8 protein-coding genes (1 of these 8 cut by a window edge) are annotated in these 21444 nt (G+C 65.3%); all 8 read left to right on the forward strand.

What is annotated here, in order from left to right; genetic code table 11:
- A protein-coding gene (locus EJB06_RS04695) for an SDR family NAD(P)-dependent oxidoreductase (protein WP_126072828.1) crosses the window boundary here: on the forward strand, positions 1-3097 show its 3' end. The gene continues 11000 nt to the left of window position 1, outside the view; only the last 3097 of its 14097 coding nucleotides appear in the window; the start codon falls outside the window, past its left edge; its stop codon occupies positions 3095-3097.
- A gap of 70 nt (positions 3098-3167) precedes the next feature.
- Entirely contained in the window at positions 3168-16181 is a 13014-nt protein-coding gene (locus tag EJB06_RS04700) for an SDR family NAD(P)-dependent oxidoreductase (protein ID WP_126072829.1), read from the forward strand.
- 175 nt (positions 16182-16356) lie between these two features.
- Positions 16357-17106 carry an MBL fold metallo-hydrolase gene (locus EJB06_RS04705; RefSeq protein WP_198420757.1) on the forward strand — a complete coding sequence of 250 codons (750 nt, stop codon included), beginning with the start codon at positions 16357-16359 and terminating at the stop codon, positions 17104-17106.
- A 54-nt stretch (positions 17107-17160) separates the two neighbouring features.
- A complete protein-coding gene (locus tag EJB06_RS04710; protein ID WP_126072830.1) occupies positions 17161-18420 on the forward strand; it encodes a hydroxymethylglutaryl-CoA synthase family protein in 1260 nt (419 codons plus the stop codon).
- A complete protein-coding gene (locus EJB06_RS04715; protein WP_126072831.1) occupies positions 18408-19193 on the forward strand; it encodes an enoyl-CoA hydratase/isomerase in 786 nt (261 codons plus the stop codon). Before EJB06_RS04710 ends, EJB06_RS04715 begins: the two co-directional genes overlap by 13 nt.
- Positions 19193-19942 (forward strand): polyketide synthase, encoded by a 750-nt coding sequence (locus tag EJB06_RS04720; protein WP_126072832.1) that lies wholly within the window; start codon positions 19193-19195, stop codon positions 19940-19942. Before EJB06_RS04715 ends, EJB06_RS04720 begins: the two co-directional genes overlap by 1 nt.
- Before the next feature lie 21 nt (positions 19943-19963).
- Positions 19964-20203 (forward strand): acyl carrier protein, encoded by a 240-nt coding sequence (locus EJB06_RS04725; protein ID WP_126072833.1) that lies wholly within the window; start codon positions 19964-19966, stop codon positions 20201-20203.
- A complete protein-coding gene (locus EJB06_RS04730) occupies positions 20190-21428 on the forward strand; it encodes a beta-ketoacyl synthase N-terminal-like domain-containing protein (RefSeq protein ID WP_126072834.1) in 1239 nt (412 codons plus the stop codon). Before EJB06_RS04725 ends, EJB06_RS04730 begins: the two co-directional genes overlap by 14 nt.
- Positions 21429-21444: the final 16 nt, after the last annotated feature.

Here is a 21444-nt window from a genome sequence, read left to right on the forward strand (position 1 = left end):
CGAACAGCCGGTAGCGCAGCAGGTCGAAGCCGGCAGCTACGATGTGGTGATTGCGGCCAACGTGATCCATGCCACCAAGAACATCCGCAATGCCGTGCGTAACGCCAAGGCCGTGCTGCGCAAGGGCGGCATGCTGCTCCTGAACGAAATCAGCGACAAATCCATCTGCGGCCACCTCACTTTCGGCCTGCTGGACGGCTGGTGGCTGAACGAGGACGACGAAGTCCGGATTCCCGGCTCGCCCGGACTCTATCCCGACGCCTGGAAAATGGTGCTGGAGGAAGAGGGCTTCCACTCGGTGCGCTTTCCTTGCAGCGAAGGGCATGCTGCGGGGCAGCAGATCATCATGGCTTTCAGCGACGGCGTGGTGCGCCAGCGCGCCGTGGTCAAGGCGCCCGCAGCCGGCGTCCAGACCGCCGCGCCGCGCCTGGCTGCGCCGGGCGCGGGCAGCGGCGACCTGCTCAGGGACAAGACAGTCCAGTTCTGCAAGCAGGTGATCGGCAAGGCGCTCAAGATCACCAGCCACGACATCGACGCCAGCGAGCCGCTGGAGCGCTATGGCATCGATTCGATCATCATCGGGCTGGTCAACCAGGAGCTGCAAAAGCACTTCGACGAGATCGGCAGCACCTTGCTGTACGAGTTCCAGACCGTGGAGGCGATCGCCGCCCATCTGATCGACACCCAGCTGGAGAAACTGGAGAGCCTGTTCGAGGCCGACCGTTCCGCCCAGGCGCCCGCACCCGTGGCCGTGCGCGCCGCCGCACCCGTCGTCGGCGATGAGGCATTGCGCGCCAAGACCGTGCAATTCTGTCAGCAACTGTTCGGAAAAGCGCTCAAGATCGACCGCCAGCTGATCGATCCGGAGCAATCGCTGGAACTCTACGGCATCGATTCGGTGTCGGTGAGCCTGGTCAACCAGCAGTTGCAACAGCATTTTGGCGATGTCGGCAGCACCTTGCTGTACCAGTTCCAGACCGTGCACGCGCTGGCCGGCCACCTGGTGGAAACGCAGGGCCCGGCCCTGGCTCGGATGTTTGCGCTGGAAAATTCCGCGCCGCAGGCGACCGTGCCGGCGGCACGTCCGGTGCGTGCCCGACAGCGCCGCATGGGGCCGGCCAGTCCCCGGACGGGCCAGCAGAAAGCTATCGCCATCATCGGCATCAGCGGCATGTATCCCGGTGCGGACAGCCTGGAGCAGTTCTGGGAAAACCTGAAATCCGGCAAGGATTCCATCGGCGACATTCCGGAAAAGCGCTGGGCGATGGATGGCTTCTACGAGCCGGATGAGCACAAGGCGGTCGAACAAGGCAAGAGCTATTCCAAACGCGGCGGTTTCATCGACCGCTTTGCCGAATTCGACACGCTGTTCTTCGGCATTCCGCCGCGCGAAGCGCTGAATATGGACCCGCAGGAACGCCTGTTCATGCAGGCATCGTGGAGCGCGATGGAAAATGCCGCCTACACCCGTAGCGTGTTCAAGCGCAATTTCAAGGGCAGGGTAGGCGTGTTCGCCGGCATCACCCGGGCCGGCTACAGCCTGTACCGCAACACAGCGCAGAGCGACGATAAATTCTGGCCGCGCACCTCGTTCAGCTCGGTCGCCAACCGCTTGTCCTATTTCATGGACCTGAACGGCCCAAGCTTGCCGGTCGACACCATGTGCTCGTCGTCGCTGACGGCGATCCACGAGGCATGCAAGCACATCAACGATGGCGATTGCGACCTGGCGTTCGCCGGCGGCGTCAATCTGTACCTGCATCCGACCAGCTACGTCGACATGTCGTCCCAGCACATGCTGTCGAAAGACGGCATGTGCAAGAGCTTCGGCGAAGCGGGCAATGGCTTCGTGCCGGGCGAGGGCGTCGGCGTAGTGCTGCTCAAGTCGCTGGAGCAGGCGCTGCGCGACAAGGACATCATCCATGGCGTGATTCTCTCGACCCACGTCAACCACGGCGGCAAGACCAACGGCTTCACCGTGCCGAACCCGGTCGCGCAGGCCGAGCTGGTGCGCATCGCCATCGACAAGGCCGGCATCAGCGCGCGCGACATCAGCTACATCGAAGCGCACGGCACCGGGACGGAACTGGGCGACCCGATCGAAATCGCCGGCTTGCAGCAGGCGTTCGCGAAGGATACGCAGGACAAGGGCTACTGCATGGTCGGCTCGGCCAAGTCGAATATCGGCCACCTGGAAGCGGCCGCCGGCATCGCCGGACTGACCAAGGTGCTGCTGCAGTTGAAGCACGAACAGCTTGCGCCGTCCCTGCACGCGTCCACCCTGAACCCGCATATCCGCTTCGAGAAGACGCCGTTCAAGGTCAATCAGGCCCTGGCGGCGTGGGAGCGGCCGCTGGTCGACGGCAGGGTCAAGCCGCGTATCGCCGGCATTTCCTCCTTCGGCGCCGGTGGGGCCAACGCGCACGTGATCGTGCAGGAATACCAGGCGGCCCGCAGTGCGGCTGCGCAGCGCAATCCGGACGACGCGGTGATCGTGCCGCTGTCGGCCAAGAGCGCGGAACAGCTGCGCCAGAAAGCCGTGGACCTGCGCGACTTCCTGCGTGCTTCCGGCGCCGGCGTCGATCTCGGCGCGCTCGCCTACACCTTGCAGGTGGGGCGCGAGCCGATGGAAATGCGGGTCGGCTTCGTGGTGACCGGCGTCGGCCAGTTGCTGGCCAATCTGGGCGCCTACGTCGATGGCGACAGCGATATCGACGGTTCCTGCCGGGGCCAGGTCCAGCGCAATAACGATGGCCTGAGCAGCTTTATGCACGACGAAGACATCAGCGAGGCGATCGACAAATGGATCGCGCGTAAAAAGTTCTCGAAGCTGCTGGAACTGTGGGCCAGGGGGATGGACTTCGACTGGAGCCGGCTGCACGGCGCCATCACGCCAGGCCGCATGCAACTGCCGACGTATCCGTTCGCCCGGGATGAATACTGGATCGACAGCGCCGTGCTGCGCCCGCCCGCGAAGGCCGAGCGCGTGCCAGCACCCCATGCAAGTTTGCGACTGATCGAAGACCTGATCGACCGGATCGACGAATCGTCGCTCGACGCCACCCAGGGCGCCCAACTGTTGAGAAAGCTCGTGTAAGCCCTCTGCGACTCCAAAAAAAGCCAATCCAATCAAACAAGCGCCGCTCCCGCGAGAAAGTGCAAAAACAATGATCGACTTTATCGAGTATGTTGTTTCGGAACTCAAGAACAGAAGGCTGTCGAAAGAAAATGCGGTCAATTTGATCAGGCAGTTCTCCGGGAATGGGGCGTCCGGCGGTGCGGCATCGCTGCATCCGCTGCTGCACCGGAATGTCTCGGATATGCATCAGCAATGCTACCGTTCGTCGTTCACAGGCGACGAGTTCTTTTTGAACGACCACCGGGTGCTGGCCGATGGCGGCCCCGCGCTGCGCGTGCTGCCGGGGGTGGCCTACCTGGAAATGGCGCGCGCCGCGCTGGCCGACGCGATGCCGGGCGCAGGCCGGATCCAGCTGAACGATGTGGTCTGGGTCAAGCCGCTGGTCGTCGGCGCGCGTCAGGACGTGTGCATTGCCCTTTCATCGGGCGGCAACGCAATCGAATTCGAGATTTTCAGCGACGACGCCGACGGTGAAGAAGTGGTGCATTGCCGGGGCAGCGCCATTGTCGCCGCCGAACCGGTGGCCGAACGGCTGGACGTCGATGCGCTCACCGCGCGCATGGGCGCCGGGCAGCTGGACGCCGGCGCCGTGTATCCGGCGTACCGGGCCATGGGCATGCAGTTCGGGCCGGGGCATCAGGCGCTCACCCTGGTCGACCGGGGCGAGAGGGAAGTCGTGGCGCGTCTGACCCTGCCGGCATCGGTGGCCGATACGCTGGGCGCGTACGAGCTGCATCCGAGCCTGATGGACGGCGCGCTGCAGGCGGCCATCGGCCTGCTCGGCGACCTGCGGGTGCTGCCGAGCCACCCGTCGCTGCCGTTTGCGCTGGAATCGGTGCGGATCCTGTCGGCGTGCACGCGGGAGATGGTGGCGTGGATACGGCATGCGCAAGGCGCGGCCGTCAACGACAAGGTCGCCAGGCTCGATATCGACCTGTGCGACGCCGACGGCAAGGTCTGCGTGCAGCTCCGGGGCTTTTCGTCGCGGACCCTGAGCGTGCGGCCGGATGCACGGCGCGAGAAGGTCGGTCTGGTGCTCGCCAATCCGGTGTGGACAGCCAGCCCGCGCGGGCCTGTGCGCTCCGGCGGCGCCCAGCGCCATGTCCTGTTTTGCGACCTCGCCGCCAGCGCGATTCCCGATGCGCAAGTACACCACGTGACGGCCGCCCAGGGCGACGTGGCGCAGCGCTACATCGACCTGGCGCTGGGCTGCTTCGACGTGGTGCGCGAGATTATCGCCAACAGGACCGCCGCTGGCGTGTTCATCCAGCTGGTCGTGCCCGATGCGGCGCAAGCGAACCTGCTGGCCGGCCTGTCCGGGCTGTTGAAGTCCGCCGCGCTGGAGCACCCGGACGTCCAGGGCCAGCTCCTGCTTGTCGATGCGCTGGCGGCGCAGGAGATCCACGCCGAGCCGGCGCACGATGCCGTAGTCCGCTACCGGAACGGCGTGCGGGAAGCGATGGGCTGGGAAGAAGCGCAGGACGGCGCCGCAGCGCCGGCCATCGCCTTCAAGGAGGGCGGCGTGTATCTCATCACCGGCGGCTTGGGTGGCCTGGGTAGCCTGTTTGCGCAGGAGATCGTGCGCCAGACGGCGGGCGCCAGGGTCGTACTGACGGGGCGCTCGGCCTCGTCGCAAGGTGTGCAGGACAAGCTCGATGCGCTGTCCGGCGACGGCCGGATCGAATACCGCACCATGGACCTGACGCACGCTGTACAGGTGCGCCAGGTCGTGGCCGATATCGTCGCCGCGCACGGCCAGCTCAATGGCATCCTCCACAGCGCCGGCATGGTCGCCGACAGCCTGATCGTCAAGAAAACGCGCGACGAATTCGCGCAGGTGCTCGCGCCCAAGGTAAGCGGTACGGTCAACCTGGATGCGGCCAGCGGCGACGTCGACCTGGATTTCATGGCGCTGTTTTCATCCGGCGCTTCGGTGATGGGCAATGTCGGGCAAGCCGACTACGCGGTCGCCAACGGCTTCCTCGACCAGTTTGCGGAGCATCGCAACCGGCTGGCCGCCGCCGGCCAGCGCAAGGGCAGGACGATCGCCATCAACTGGCCGCTGTGGGCGGAAGGCGGCATGCGCATGCCGCAGCGCGACCAGGACGCCATGCGCGAGCACACCGGCATGCATCCGATGCAGACCGGCAGCGGCATGCACGCCTTCCTGCGCTGCCTGGAAGGGCAGACGCAGACGGTGGCGATCGAAGGCGACATGCAGAAAATCAGGCAGGTCCTGTTCGAACAGGCGCCGGGGATGGCGGAAGCGGCGGCGCCAGTGGCCGCGCAGCCAGCCGCGAACCTGCACGAGCAGACGCGCGACTACCTGCGCAAGCAGTTCGCCGAGCTGTTCAAACTCCCGTACGGCAAGGTCGACCCGCGCGCGGCCCTGGAAAAATACGGGATCGACTCGATCCTGTCGATGGACCTGACGCGCCAGCTCGAAAAAACCTTCGGTCCGCTGTCCAAGACGCTGTTTTTCGAACACCAGAGCATCGACGAACTGACCGACTACTTTGTGCGCAGCCACGCGCCGACGCTGGCGACGCTGTTCTCCGTAGCGCAAACCGTGCGGGTGACGGCGCCGCCAGCGCCGCCGTTGGACGCGGCGCCACGCAAGCGGTCCGGCCGTGGCATCGTCCCGGCAGCCCAGGGCGTGCGCCACGACGAAGCGATCGCCATCGTGGGCCTGAGCGGGCGCTACCCCGAGTCGCCCGACCTCGAAGCGTTCTGGGACAATCTGCGCGATGGCAAGGACTGCATCGTCGAGATCCCGAAAGAACGCTGGGACTGGCGCGACTACTACAGCGAAGACCGGACCGCCGAGGGCTGCCACTACAGCAAATGGGGTGGCTTCATCAGTGGGGTGGACGAATTCGATCCGCTGTTCTTCAACATCCCGCCGGTCGACGCGGAGATGATCGATCCCCAGGAGCGCCTGTTCCTGCAGCATACGTGGATGGCGATCGAAGACGCCGGATACACCCGCGCCGCCCTCAAGACCGCGCACAGGCAAGAGCAGGCCGGCCAGGTCGGCGTGTACGTGGGCGTGATGTATGGCGAATACCAGCTGTTCGGCGCCGAAGCGAGCTTGCAGGGCGCGCGCGTCGGGGTGCCGGTCAGTTACGCCAGCATCGCCAACCGGGTCTCGTACATCCTCAACCTGCACGGTCCGAGCATGACCCTGGACACCATGTGTTCGTCCTCGCTGACCGCGATTCACCTTGCCTGCCAGGACCTGAAGCAGGGCCGCACGCACCTGGCCATTGCCGGCGGCATCAACGTATCGATCCACCCGAACAAATACCTGATCCTCAGCGCCGGGCAGTTCATCTCCAGCGACGGCCACTGCCAGAGTTTCGGCGAGGGCGGCGACGGCTACATTCCCGGCGAAGGCGTGGGCGCGGTGGTCCTCAAGCGCCTGTCTGACGCCGAGCGCGACGGAAATCACATCTATGGCGTCATCAAGGGCAGCGCGCTCAATCACGGCGGCAAGACCAACGGCTACTCGGTGCCGAACCCCAAGGCGCAGGCGAACGTGATCGGCCTGGCGCTGAAGGAATACGGCATCGATGCGCGCCACGTCAGCTACATCGAAGCGCACGGCACCGGCACCAGACTGGGCGACCCGATTGAAATCGCCGCACTGAGCCAGGTCTTCGGCGAGTACACAAAGGAGCGCCAGTTCTGCGCCATCGGGTCGGCCAAGTCGAATATCGGCCACTGCGAATCGGCCGCCGGCATTGCCGGCCTGACCAAGGTGCTGCTGCAGATGAAGCACCGGATGATCGTGCCGTCGCTGCATTCGTCGGTCCTCAATCCGTATATCGATTTCGCGGCGTCGCCCTTTGTCGTCAACCAGGCCCTGCGCGCGTGGGAGCAGCCGGAGGTCGATGGCAGGCGGGTGCCCCGCATCGCCGGCATTTCCTCGTTCGGCGCGGGCGGCTCCAACGCGCACCTGATCGTCGAGGAGTATGCCGCCGTCAAGGCGCTGGCGCCGCAACAGGAGGCAGTGGTGATCGTGCTGTCCGCCCGCACGCCGGCGCAGTTAAAGCGCAAGGCGAGCGAGCTGCTCGCCTTTATCGAACGCCAGGACAGCGCTGTCGACCTGGACGCCATGGCGTACACGCTGCAAGTCGGGCGCGAAGTCATGGATGCGCGCCTGGCGCTCGTGGTGGACTCGGTGGCGCAACTGGCCGCGAAACTGGCCGCGTTCGGCCGCGGTGAAGATGGCATCGACCAGTTCTACCTTGGCCAGGCCGACAAGGACAAGGACAAGGACGGCATGTCGGTCCTCAGCCAGGACGATGACATGATGGAGACCATCGCCAAATGGATCGCCCGCAAAAAGCTGCCGAAACTGGCCGAACTCTGGGTCAACAACCTGGAAATCGACTGGCGCCGGCTGCACACCGGACGCAAGCCGGCCTTGATCAGCCTTCCGGCGTACCCGTTTGCCAAGGACCGCTACTGGATCAGCCGCGCGGCGGGCAAGCGCGGCATGGGTGGTGCCGCGCTGCTGCACCCGCTGGTGCACGCGAATACGTCCGACTTTGTCGAACAACGCTACAGCGCCCACTTCAGCGGCGACGAATTCTTCCTGGCCGATCACCGCATCGGCGCCGCGCGGCAGAAAATCCTGCCTGGCGTCGCGTACCTGGAAATGGTGCGCGCCGCGGTGGAACTGGCAATGCCGGCCGGTGGCCAGGCGCTGACGATCAACAACGTGGTCTGGACGCAGCCGATTGTCGTCGATGGCGGCCAGGAGGTGAGCATCGCGCTGGCGCCGCGCGGCGAAAGCACGATCGATTTCGAGGTCCATACCGGCCAAGGCGGGACGCACTGCCAGGGGCAGGTCGTGCTGTCGGAAGCATCGGGCGCCGGGCGGATCGACCTGGCCGCCATCCGCGCCGGCATGCACCTCGGTGAGCTGGATGTGGATACGGCCTACGGCGCCTTCAGGGGAATGCACATCCACTACGGGCCGTCGTTCCGCTGCATGACGGCGCTCGCGCGCGGCGAAGGGCAGGTGCTGGCCGAGCTGACCTTGCAGGGCGAGGCGGATGGATTCACCCTCCATCCCGGCATGTTCGACAGCGCCTTGCAGGCGTCCATCGGCCTCGTCGCCGACATCGACCATCTGCCCGGGCAGCCGTCGGTGCCGTTTGCGCTCGATTCCCTGGCCGTGCATCGGCCGTTCACGGCGCGCATGTTCGCCTGGGTGCGCCGTGCGGGCGAGAAGATCGACATCGACCTGTGCGAGCACGATGGCACGCTGTGCGCCCGCCTGGCCGGCCTGGCCTCGCGCGCGATGCAGGCGGACGATAGCGGTACCCTGATCGCGGTGCCGCGCTGGGAGCCTGCCGGCGCGGCCCACGGCGCGGTCGATTACAGTCGTCACGTGGTGCTGCTGTGCGATCTGGACCATATCGACCCGGACCGCATGCCGGCGATGGACGTGCGGCGTTTGACGGCCGACGGCGCGCACGATGCCGCCGCGCGTTACAGCGCGGCCGCCATCGCCTGCTTCGAACAGGTGCAGGCGATGCTCACATCGGCATCCAGCGGGAAGATGCTGTTCCAGCTCGTGATCGGCGGCGACAGTGTGCTGGCCGGGCTTTCCGGCCTGATCGACACGGCGCGGCTGGAAAACCCGGACCTGATCGCCCAGCTGATCGTGACGGAGCGCCATGTCGGCGAAGCGGCGCTGGCGGCGCAGTTGCGCGAGTCGATGTTGCGCTCGGGTGAATCCGTGCTCAAACATGAAGGCGGCCTGCCCACCGTGCGGCGCTGGATGGAACAGGAGGCCGGCGCCGCCGACGTGGCGTTCAAAGACGGCGGCGTCTACCTGATCACGGGCGGCACCGGCGGCCTTGGCCTGCTGTTTGCGCGCGCCATCGTCGACACGACCAGCGACGCGGTCGTCGTCCTGAGCGGCCGCGCGGCCGAACATGCGCTGCCGATGCCGGGCGGGCGAGTGGTGTACCGCCAGCTCGACCTGACCCAGCCGGCTCAGGTCCGTTCCCTTGTCGACGGCATCGTGAGCGAATTCGGCGCGCTAAATGGCGTCATCCACAGCGCCGGCATGACGCGAGACAACTTCATCATCAACAAGACGAGCGCGCAATTTGCGCAGGTGCTCGCGCCCAAGGTGGCCGGCACGGTCAACCTGGATTCCGCCACAAGGCACCTGAACCTCGATTTCATGGTGCTGTTCTCGTCGCTGGCCTCGGCGATGGGCAATGCCGGCCAGGCCGACTATGCCGCCGCGAACGGCTTCATGGACCAATTCGCCGCGCAGCGCAAGAACACCGTCTCCATCAACTGGCCGCTCTGGCAGGACGGCGGCATGCGGCTCGATGCCGATACCCTGGCGATGCTCGCCGACGCCTCGGGCATGCAGCCGCTGACCAGCGCCAATGGCATGCAGGCGTTCTACCGCAGCGTGGCGCTGGGCACGTCCCAGGCGCTGGTGATCGAAGGCCGCCTGAATCGCCTGCGCCGGGCACTGGCGCAGCGCCATGCGCCGGTCGCGCTGGAGCCGGCGGCAGTCCCGGGCGGGGATGCCGGCGGCTTGCTGGACAGCGCGCAACAGTATCTGGTCGACGAGTTGGCAAGCCTTCTGAAAATGCCGTCCCACGAAGTCGATCCCAAGGCGCCGCTGGAGCAGTACGGCATGGATTCGGTGCTGGCGATGAAGCTGACCAAGCAGCTCGAACGCACCTTCGGCTCCCTGTCGAAGACGCTGTTTTTCGAATACCAGACCATTGCGCGCCTGGCCGGGTATCTGGCCAAGGCCTTCCCGCATGTGCTGGCGGCAGACAAGGCGGGCCAGGCCAGCGCGCAGCTTGCCGCCGCGATCCCTATCCCGGCACCGGCACGCAGCAAGCTGCGCTTTGCCGCGCAGGCGCCAACATCGCTGGATGTCGCCATCGTCGGCGTGGCCGGGCGATATCCGCAGGCAAACAATCTGCGCGAATTCTGGCAGAACCTGCAGTCCGGGCGCGATTGCATCACCGAGATTCCGGACGAGCGCTGGGATCACGCGCCGTTCTACACGACCGAGCGCAACCAGCCCGGCAAGGCCTACAGCAAGTGGGGCGGTTTCATCGACGGCGTGGATCAGTTCGACGCGCTGTTCTTCAATATTTCTCCGAAAGAAGCGGAACTGATCGACCCGCAGGAACGCCTGTTCATCGAAACCGTGTGGGAAACCATCGAAGACGCCGGCTACAGCAAGGATGCCATCGCCCGCAACCGGGTCGGCGTGTACGTCGGCGTGATGTGGGGCCAGTACGAGCTGTACGGCGCCGCAGCCGGCGCGGCCGGCACGCCCAGTTCCTCGTTTGCGTCGATTGCCAACCGCGTGTCGTACTTTTTCAACTTCCAGGGGCCGAGCCTGGCGCTGGACACGATGTGCTCCTCGTCCCTGACGGCGATTCACCTTGCCACGGAAGAAGTGCGCAAGGGCGGCGTCGACCTTGCCATCGCCGGCGGTGTCAACGTATCGATCCACCCGAACAAGTACCTCAGCCTCAGCCAGGGCAACTTCGCTTCCACCGACGGCCGCTGCCGCAGTTTTGGCGACGGCGGCGACGGCTATGTGCCGGGCGAGGGCGTCGGCGCGGTGCTGCTCAAGCCCTTGGACAAGGCGATTGCCGATGGCGACCAGATCTACGCCATCGTCAAATCGAGCGCCATCAACCATGGCGGCAAGACCAACGGCTACACCGTGCCGAATCCGGTCGCGCAATCGGCATTGATACTGGAGGCGCTGGGCAAGGCCGGCATCGACCCGGCCACGATCTCGTACATCGAAACCCACGGCACGGGAACCTCCTTGGGCGACCCGATCGAAGTGACCGGCCTGGTGCAGGCCTTCGAGGGCGCGGGCCGGCCGCTCGGCAAGCAGCGTTGCCCGATCGGATCGGTCAAGTCGAACATCGGTCACCTGGAATCGGCCGCCGGCATTGCGGCGCTCACCAAGGTGCTGCTGCAGATGAAGCACGGCCAACTGGTGCCCTCTCTGCATGCGGAGCAACTCAATCCGCATATCGATTTTCCGAACACCCCGTTCTATGTGCAGACCGCGTTGCAGGAGTGGAAGCGCCCGGACCAGCGTCCGCGCCGCGTTGGCGTCAGTTCCTTCGGCGCCGGCGGGTCGAACGCGCATCTGATACTGGAAGACTTCGTCGACAAGCGCGTGCCTGCGCAGCGGCAAGACCGTCCCTACGCCTTTGTCATGTCGGCGCGCAACCGCGATGGGCTGCTGGCCTGTGCCGACAGGATGCTCGCCTTCCTCGACGATGCCGATGAAATAGCGCTGGCCGACATGGCCTTCACGTCCCAGCTCGGCCGCACGGCGATGCAGGAACGCCTGGCCGTTGTAGCCGCTAGCAAAGCGGAACTCAAGGCAAAGCTGCGCCAATGGCGCCAGCACGGCGCAGCGGACGATGTGCTGGAGGGAAGTACAAAGAACGCCCGCGCCGTGTCCACTTCGGTGCCAGGTCTGACAATCGGACACGGACCCGACAGTCAGGAGGGCCTCGCCGCCCAGTGGGTCTGTGGCGTCGACGTCGATTGGGCCCGGCTGTACGGGACGGAGCGCATGCAGCGGGTCTCGCTGCCGACTTACCCCTTTGCCCGCGAGCGTTTCTGGATGGCGGCCGGTATGGCGCCGGTTCAGGCGATCCGCAAGCAACTGCTGCATTACCGCACCGAGTGGCGCGCGGCGCAGCCGCTTGTCGCGGCCGATTTCTCCGGCCCGCTGCTGGTCGTGGGCGCCGACCTTGCCTTGTTTGCCCAGATCGAGCGCCTGCATCCGGGCGCGACCCAGGACACCAGCATCCTGCCGGCGGCCATTGTCCACGTCGCGGATGCGGCAGGCAGCGTCAAGAACGGTATCTTCGCGCTGCATGCGCTGTGCCAGTCCATCCTGAAGCGCAAGCCGACCGACGGCATCAGGATTGTGTCGGTACGCGCAGGGAATGCCTCTGCCGCGCAACATCGCGGCACGGCCGGATACCTGAAAAGCCTGGCACTGGAAAATCCGCAATTTTCGTGGAAAACCATCGAGATCGACGGCGATATGGCCCGCATCGTGTCCGACGAATTGCGCGATGCGCACTGGCGCGCCGCTGAAGTGCGCTACCGCGGCGCCCAGCGCGAGGTGCGTGAAACCCTGCGTGCGCCCGCCGGCGCCCGCGCCAGGCCTGGCGCCGTCATCAAGCACAACGGCGTGTACATCATCACCGGCGGCATGGGCGGGCTGGGAGAGCTGTTCAGCCAGTACCTGCGCCAGCAATACGGCGCCCGGCTGGTACTCACAGGCCGCTCCGCCCCGCCTGCCGGACAGCGCTCGGGCGACAACGTCATGTATGTTCAGGCGGATATCGCCGACCGCAGCCAGGTCGATGCGCTCGTGCGCGAAGCCAGACATCGCTTCGGACGCATCGACGGCGTCATCCACAGCGCGGGCGTTCACCGCGACGCATTCGTGCTGAACAAGACGCGCGCCGAGATGGAAGCCGTGTTCGCCGCCAAGGTGGACGGCACGATCAACCTCGACCTCGCCACCAGGGATGACGATCTGGACCTGTTCGTCACGTTCTCGTCCGTGGCGGGCGCGCTCGGCAACGTCGGCCAGTCCGACTATGCCTTCGCGAACGCCTTCATGGATGGCTACGCGGAACAGCGCCAGGGACCGGGCAAATCGCTGTCGATCAACTGGCCGTTGTGGCAGGACGGCGGCATGCAATTGTCGCAAGGCGATGTGGCATTGATGGAAGAGCGTTCGGGCTTGTCTCCCTTGCCTTCAAACGCCGGGATCGGCTTTTTCGAATCCGCGTTGCAAGGCAAAGAGGCCCAGGCGATCGCCCTGTACGGCGACGCAACCCGGATCGAGGCCTACCTCGCGCGCGGCAAGGCGGCATCGGCACGGGTCGCGCTAGCTGACCTGGACGCCCAGCCCTTGCGCGAAGCGACCGAGCACTATCTCAAGACCCTGCTGAGCGAACAGATCAAGCTGGCCGTCGAGCGCATCGATGCGCAGGAACGCTTCGACGCGTTCGGCGTGGATTCGATGATGATCAGCCGCATCAACGCCGACCTCGAACGCGACCTGGGCGAGTTGCCCAAAACGCTCTTTTACGAATACGCCACCATCGAAGAGCTGGCCGGCTATCTTGTGCAGCAGGCGCATGCCGCATTGGCCCGGCGTTTCAAGGTCGCGCCCGCCGCGCCGGTGCCGCTCGAGGCGGTGCCAGCGCCTGCGCCTGCGCCCCCAGCCGTGGTGGAAGACATTGGCGCGATTGCCATCATCGGCGTCAACGGCCAGTTCCCCCAATCCGCCACCCTGGCCGCGTTCTGGGAGAACCTGAGCACGGGCCGCGACCTGATCGCGCCGGTGCCGGCAAGCCGCTGGGATGCGGCCGGGTTCTTCGATGCCGACCCGCAAGCCGCCGAGGATGGCAAGATCTATTGCACATCAGGCGGCTTCCTGGACGATGTCGACAAGTTCGACGCCGCTTTCTTCAGCATATCGCCCGACGACGCGCGCATGATCGATCCGCAGGAGCGCATGTTCATCCAGTCGGTCTGGGGCGCGGTGGAAGACGCCGGCTACACGCGCGACAGCCTGAAAAAGCACTATCCCAAGGCGAAAAGCGCCGATGTCGGCGTCTTCGTCGGCGTCACGACCAACTCCTACCACCTGCTGACCGCCGACGAGTGGAGCCGTGGCAACATGGTCAACCCGGCCGCGCTGCCGTGGTCGATTGCGAACCGGGTTTCGTACTTCTTCGATTTCCAGGGCCCCAGCATGCCGGTCGACACCGCGTGCTCGTCCGCGCTGGTGGCGATCCACATGGCGTGCGAGAGCCTGAAGCGCAAGGACTGCCAGCTCGCGGTCGCCGGCGGGGTCAATCTGTACCTGCACCCGGCCAAGTACCAGTCGCTGTGCCGCAAGCGCATGCTGGCGGTGGACGGCAAATGCCGCAGCTTCGGCGATGGCGACGACGGCTTTATCCCCGGCGAGGGCGTGGGCGCCTTCCTGCTCAAGCCGCTGGCACGCGCGGTGGCGGACAACGACCATATATATGGAGTGGTCGCCGCCAGCGCGTACCAGCACAGTGGCCGGTCGAACGGCTACTCGGCGCCCAATCCCAATTCGCAGGCCCAGCTCATCGAGCAGGTGATGAGCAAGGCGGGGATCGGTCCGGACGAGATCGGCTACGTCGAGGGGCACGGCACGGGGACCAGGCTGGGCGACAGCCTGGAAGTGCTGTCGATGACGCAAGCGTTCCGCAAGCGCAGCCACAACAAGGCGTTTTGCCCGCTCGGTTCGGTCAAGGCCAATGTCGGCCATGCGGAATCGGCGGCCGGAATTGCCGGCGTGGCGAAGATCCTGCTGCAATTCAAGCATCGCCAGATTGCCCCGACGATTCATTCCGACATCGTCAATCCGAACATCGATTTCGCCAGCTCGCCGTTTTATTTGCAGCATGCGCTGACGCCATGGGACACCGGCGACGGCCAGGCGCGCCGCGCCCTGATCAATTCCTTCGGCGCGGGCGGCGTGAACGCCTGCCTGATCCTGGAGCAATACCAGCGGCCGGCCGCGCAGCCGGCGTGCGCCGGCAAAGCCGGCTACCTGATGGTGCTGTCGGCGCGTGATGCAGCGCGCCTGAAGGAGCGCGCGGCCCAGTTGCGCGACTATCTGACGAGCGAGCGCGAGATCGACCTGGCCGCCTTGTCGTACACCTTGCAAGTCGGGCGCGAGGCCATGGATGAGCGTCTGGCGATGGTGGTGGCCAGTGCGGGAGAACTGCTGAGCGGATTGTCGGCCTACATCGGCGGCAAGGCCGTTTCTGCGCTGAGCCTGGCGACACTGGAGCCGCACCGCAAGAAAAAAGGCCCCAACCAGGACGAACGCGGCCGCACCAGGGCGCTGTTCGACAAGGGCGACATGCATGCGCTGATGGGCATGTGGATCGAGGGCCGCAGCATCGAATGGGAGGATTTTTACCGGGGCGAGCGCCCGTTCCGCCTGCCGCTGCCGAGCTATCCGTTCGCAAAGGAACGCTATTGGGTGTCCGATGCGCCGGCTGCAATCAGGCGCGCCAGCGCCGGCGTGCCAGGCACCCAGCTGCACCCGCTGGTATCGAGCAACGCATCGACGCTGAGGGAAGTGAGCTTCGCATCGAACCTGTCCGGCGACGCATTCTACGGCCGCGACCACCAGGTCAACGGCGAACGCTTCTTCCCGGGCGCGGGTTTCCTGGAACTGGCTTGCGTGACAGGCACCATCGCCGGCGAAGAATCGGTGCTCCGGATAGAAGACATCGTCTGGGTACAGCCGCTCAAACTCGGCAAGGACGCGCAGCAGGTCAAGACCTTCCTCAAGGCCATCGGCAGCAGCACCGAATTCGTCATCGTCTCGTTCGACGACGACAACGAGCGGGTCGTGCATGCGGAAGGGCGCATGTCGCACGGCCCCGCCAGCCGGCATGGCGCCGGCGGGGCGCCGGCGTATCCGGTCGCGCAGCTCAAGCAACGCGCCGCCAGGATCGTGCAGGGCGCGGATTGCTACAGAGCGCTTGCGAGCGCCGGTTTCCATTACGGTCCGTGCTTCCAGACCATCCAGGAATTGCACATCGGCAGCGACTTCGTGCTGTCCCGCCTGCAACTGGCGGACCAGCTGCGCGCCAGCTTCGACCAGTACATCTTGCATCCGAGCATCATCGACGGCGCCTTGCAAACCGTCGTCGGCATGGCTGCGGGGGAAACGCCGGACACCCCCTACCTGCCGTTCGCACTGGACGATGTGGAACTGCTGCGCCCGCTGCCGGAGACCTGCTACGCCTACGTCGAGCATGCCGGCCAGGGCAGTGCCGCGAATCAGGACATCAAGCAATTTAACATTTGCCTGCTGAGCGAAAGCGGCGAGCCGCTTGTCAGACTCAACAACTTTTACCTGCGCGCGCTACCCGGCTCGCATATGCCGCAGGGCGCCGGCAGCGGCACCCTGGTGCTGCCCGAGTAGGTGATATGCATGGTGCATAAATTAACATTTCAGTTTGACAAAGAGATTCGGGGCATGTTTTGATCGGCTCAGATAGTCACGAAAAGTAACAACATGCGCGCCCGTCGAACGACTGCGGCGCTGTCAAATTCTCCGCGTGCCAGCTTCGGCGGCGCACGGGGCACAGGGGAAGACGGTGGACAAGTTTCGGGCGATGGATGACGATCTGGACGACGGCGACGGCGACGGCGACGGCGACGGCGACAGCGATGCGCTGGGACCGTGCGTGTTCGTGATCAAGGTCGCGCGTCAGATGATGAAGAACAACAATTATCTGATCGTCGACCCGGCTACGCACCAGGCCGTGCTGGTCGATCCGGCCTGGCAGATCGACACCCTCCACAAGGCCCTGGCCAACACCCAGGCGAGCCTGCGCGGCATTTTGCTTACGCATGCGCATCCCGATCACATCGACCTGGCACGGCCGCTGGCGGACTTCTACAACTGCCCGATCTGGATGTCGAAGCAGGAAATTGCCGCGTCGGGCTTTAGCGCGCGGCAACTGATCGCCATCGACGAAACGCCGTGGCGGGTGGGCGCGATGCGCATCGCGCCGATCCTGACGCCAGGACACACACCCGGTTGCGTCTGCTACCTGATCGGCGACCATCTGTTCACCGGCGATGTGCTGTTTGCCGAAGGCTGCGGCATCTGCAACGGCACCGACGCGGCGCACGCCATGTTCGACAGCCTGCAGCGCCTCAAGTTCCGCCTGCGCCCGGAGACCCGGATCTACCCGGGCCACACCTATGCGCGGCCGCCTGGGCAACGGTTTGCGGACGTTCTTAGCTACAACATGTACCTGCATTTCCCCGACAAGCACAGCTTTGCCGCCTTTCGTCTGAGGAAGGGGCAAAGCGCGCGCGCCTTGTTTGATTTTGTCTGAGTGAACTTTGTCTAGCCCGGGATACCGAGGTATCCCCACCACCGGAGGAAGCACGTGAGCATCGTTGGAATCGAAGCAATGAATTTGTTTGCCGGCACGGCATTTTTGGATGTCACCAAGCTGGCCGCGCACCGCCAGCTGGACATGAGCCGGTTTGAAAACCTGTTGATGAAGGAGAAAACCGTCGCCTTGCCCTACGAGGACCCGATCACCTTCGCCGTCAACGCGGCCAAGCCGATCGTCGATGCCCTGAGCCCGGAAGAGAAGGACCGGATCGAAATGGTCATCACCTGCACCGAATCGTCGTTCGACTTCGGCAAGTCGATGAGCACCTATTGCCACGACCTGCTGGGGCTGAACCGCAACTGCCGCCTGTTCGAACTGAAAAACGCGTGCTACTCGGGCGTGGCCGGCTTGCAGATGGCCATCAACTTCGTGCTCTCGCAGACCTCGCCCGGCGGCAAGGTGCTGGTCATCGCCACCGACGTGTCGCGCTTCATGGTGGAAGAGGGCGGCGACGCGCTCTCGGCCGACTGGTCGTTCGCCGAGCCGAGCGGCGGTTCGGGCGCGGTGGCGATGCTGGTCAGCGACCGCCCGCACGTGTTCCAGATCGATGTGGGCGCCAACGGCTACTACGGCTTCGAAGTCATGGATACCTGCCGTCCGTCGGCCGACACCGATGCCGGCGACACCGACCTGTCCCTGCTGTCCTACCTCAATTGCTGCGAGAACGCTTACCTGGAGTATCAAAAACGGGTCGACGGCGCCCACTTCGGCGATACCTTCGGCTACCTGGCCTACCACACGCCGTTCGGCGGCATGGTCAAGGGCGCGCACCGCAATATGATGCGCAAGCTGGTCAAGGCCAAGCCGGCCGAGATCGAAATCGACTTCCAGACCCGGGTCACCCCGAGCCTGACCCACTGCCAGCGGGTCGGCAACATCATGGGCGCCACCGCCGCGCTGGCGCTGGCCAGCACCATCGACAACGGCGACTTCGACCAGCCCAAGCGGGTCGGCATCTTTTCCTACGGGTCCGGCTGCTGTTCGGAGTTCTTCAGCGGCGTGGTGCGCAAGGAAGGCCAGCAGCGCCTGCGCGAACTGAAGATCAAGGAAACGCTGGACAAGCGCTACGAGCTGTCGATGGAGCAATACGACCGCCTGCTGGAAAAGAGCCGCGAGCTCAAATTCGGCACGCGCAACATGGTGCCGGACGCCAGCTTCATTGCCGGGGCGCGCACCACCCTGAACCAGCCGACCCTGCTGCTCAAGCAGATCAAAGAATTTCACCGAGAATACGAATGGGTGTCCTGACCAGCAGCTACGACACGCTGCGCGTGCGCTTCGACGATGACATCTGCTTCGTGCAGATGCATCGGCCCGACTCCGGCAACGCGATCGACAATCGCTTGATCGACGAGCTGGGCCACGCGCTGGGCGCCTGCGTCGGCCACGCCAAGGTGGTGGTGCTGGAAGGCTTGCCGGAAGCGTTCTGTTCCGGCGCTGACTTCAAGCAAATCCAGACCCGCTTCGACGCCGATGGCGGCCAGGGCGGGCAAGACCCGGGGCCGCTGTACGACCTGTGGCACCAGCTCGCCTGTGGCCCGTTCGTGACGGTGGCCCACGTGCGCGGGCGTGCCAACGCCGGCGGCATCGGCTTCGTGGCGGCCTGCGACATCGTCCTGAGCGACAGCAAGGCCGTGTACAGCCTGTCCGAACTGCTGTTCGGGCTGATGCCGGCCTGCGTGCTGCCCTTCCTGATTCGCCGGGTCGGTTTTGCCAAGGCCAACTACATGACCCTGATGACGCAGCCGGTGTCGGCCGCCCAGGCGATGGAATGGGGCCTGGTCGACGCCTGCGACGACAACAGCGACAACCTGGTGCGCAAGCATCTGTTACGCCTGCGCCGGCTCGGCAAGGATGGCATTGCGCGCTACAAGCGCTATTGCGCCGGGCTGGACGATACGCTGGCGGCCGCCAGGCCGAAGGCGCTGGCCGCCAACCTGGACGTGTTCACCGACCCGGGCAACCTGCACGCCATCGCGCGTTATGTGCGGACCGGCAAATTTCCGTGGGAGGCAGATTGATGCTCGAACCCATCGTCGCGGTCAGGGAGCTTGAGGCGGGCATCGTCCAGGTCACCATGCAGGACCGGGTCAACAAGAACACCTTCACCGACGGGCTGATCGCCGGCCTGACCACGGCCTTCGCCGGCATCGGCGCGCGCCAGGACTGCAAGGTGGTCATCCTGACCGGCTACGACAGCTATTTTTCCAGCGGCGGCACCCAGGAAGGCTTGCGCGACCTGTCCGAAGGCAAGATGAAGTTCACCGACAAGGACCTGTACAGCCTGGCGCTGAATTGCCCGATTCCCGTGATCGCGGCAATGCAGGGCCACGGCATCGGCGGCGGCTTCGTGATGGGCATGTTCGCCGACTTCGTGATCCTCGCGCGCGAAAGCGTGTACACGGCCAACTTCATGAAATACGGCTTTACGCCCGGCATGGGCTCGACCTTCATCCTGCCGCAAAAGCTGGGCATCAGCCTGGCCGGCGAAATGATGCTGACCGCCGCCACCTACCGTGGCGAGGAACTGCAAAAGCGCGGCGTGCCGTTTCCGGTGGTAGCGCGCGACAAGGTGCTGGAGCAGGCGCTGGAACTGGCGCGCTCCCTGGCCGAGAAGCCCAGGTTTTCGCTGGTGACCTTGAAAGACCATCTGGTGCTGCCGCTGCGAAAACAGCTGGCGGCCTTTATCGAAGACGAGATCGCCATGCACGCGCTGACCTTTCATCAGCCCGAAGTCAGGCAGCGCATCGACGCATTTTTCGGCAAGTAGTTCATTCAACAGGAGAGTATTGTGAGCAAAGACCGCATTTACGAGATCATCGTCGGCCATACGCGCGAGGTGGTGCCCAGCCTGGACGGCCACCCGTTCCAGCAGACCGATTCGCTCAAGGCGCTGGGCGCCAATTCGATCGACCGCGCCGACATCATCATGATGACGCTGGAATCGCTGGAGCTCGACATTCCCCTGATGCTGCTCGCAAAGGCGGACAACATCGGCGATCTGGCGCGCATGATCCATGAAAAGTCCTAGCGTTTCCGACCTGGTCGTGAGCGGCGTCGGCGTGACCTCGGCCATCGGCCAGGGGCGGGATGCCTTTCTGGCGGCGCTGATGGGCGGGCGCCACCGTTTCGACATCATGCGCAGGCCTGGGCGCCAGCGGCCCGGCAATGACGGCGCGGGCTTCATCGGCGCCGAAATCGGCGAGCTGGCCATGCCCGGCGCGATACCGCGCAGCGTGCTGCGCACCGCCTCGCTGTCGGGGCAGGTGGCGCTGGCGACCCTGCACGAGGCGTGGCTTGACGCCGCGCTGGGCGAAGTGGCGCCGGAGCGGATCGGCCTGATCGTGGGCGGCTCGAACGTGCAGCAGCGCGAACTGACCCTGGCGCACGACAACTACCGTGGCCGCGAGCAATTCCTGCGCCCGACCTACGGCATGGCCTTCATGGACAGCGACCTGTGCGGCATGTGCACGGAGGAATTCGGGATCCGGGGTTTTGCCTACACCGTCGGCGGCGCGTCCGCCAGCGGGCAGCTGGCGGTGATCGAAGCCATGCGGGCGGTCGAGTCGGGCAGGGTGGACGTGTGCATCGCCATCGGCGCGCTGATGGATCTGTCGTACTGGGAATGCCAGGGTTTCCGCTCGCTGGGCGCGATGGGCTCGACGGCCTTCGCAAGCGAGCCGGCGCTGGCCTGCCGCCCGTTCGACCGCGACCGCGACGGCTTCATCTTCGGCGAAGCCTGCGGCGCGGTGGTGGTGGAGCGTGCCGACAGCGCGCGCCGGGTGGACCGGGCGCCGTATGCGCGCCTGGCCGGCTGGGCCATGGCGATGGACGCGCAGCGCAACCCGAATCCCTCGGTCGAGGGCGAGATGAAGGCGATCAAGGGCGCGCTCGCGGGCGCCGGCCTGTCCCCGCAGGACATCGATTACATCAACCCGCACGGCACCGGCTCGCCGCTTGGCGACATCACCGAGCTCGAAAGCATCCGCGAATGCCGCCTCGGCCACGCCTGGCTCAACGCCACCAAATCGGTGACCGGCCACGGGCTGAGCGCCGCCGGCTGCGTGGAACTGATCGCGGTCATGCTGCAAATGAAGGAAGGCCGCCTGCATCCATCCAGGAACCTGGACACGCCGATGGAAACGGCCATGAAATGGGTCGGAAAAGAAGCGCAGGCGCACACGATCGACAACGCGCTGAACCTGTCCATGGGGTTCGGCGGCGTGAATACCGCAGTGTGCCTGCAACGCTATTGATGAACGCTTGATTTAC

The organism is Massilia atriviolacea, assembly GCF_003953935.1.
In the GTDB taxonomy this organism is placed as follows: domain Bacteria; phylum Pseudomonadota; class Gammaproteobacteria; order Burkholderiales; family Burkholderiaceae_D; genus Telluria_A; species Telluria_A atriviolacea.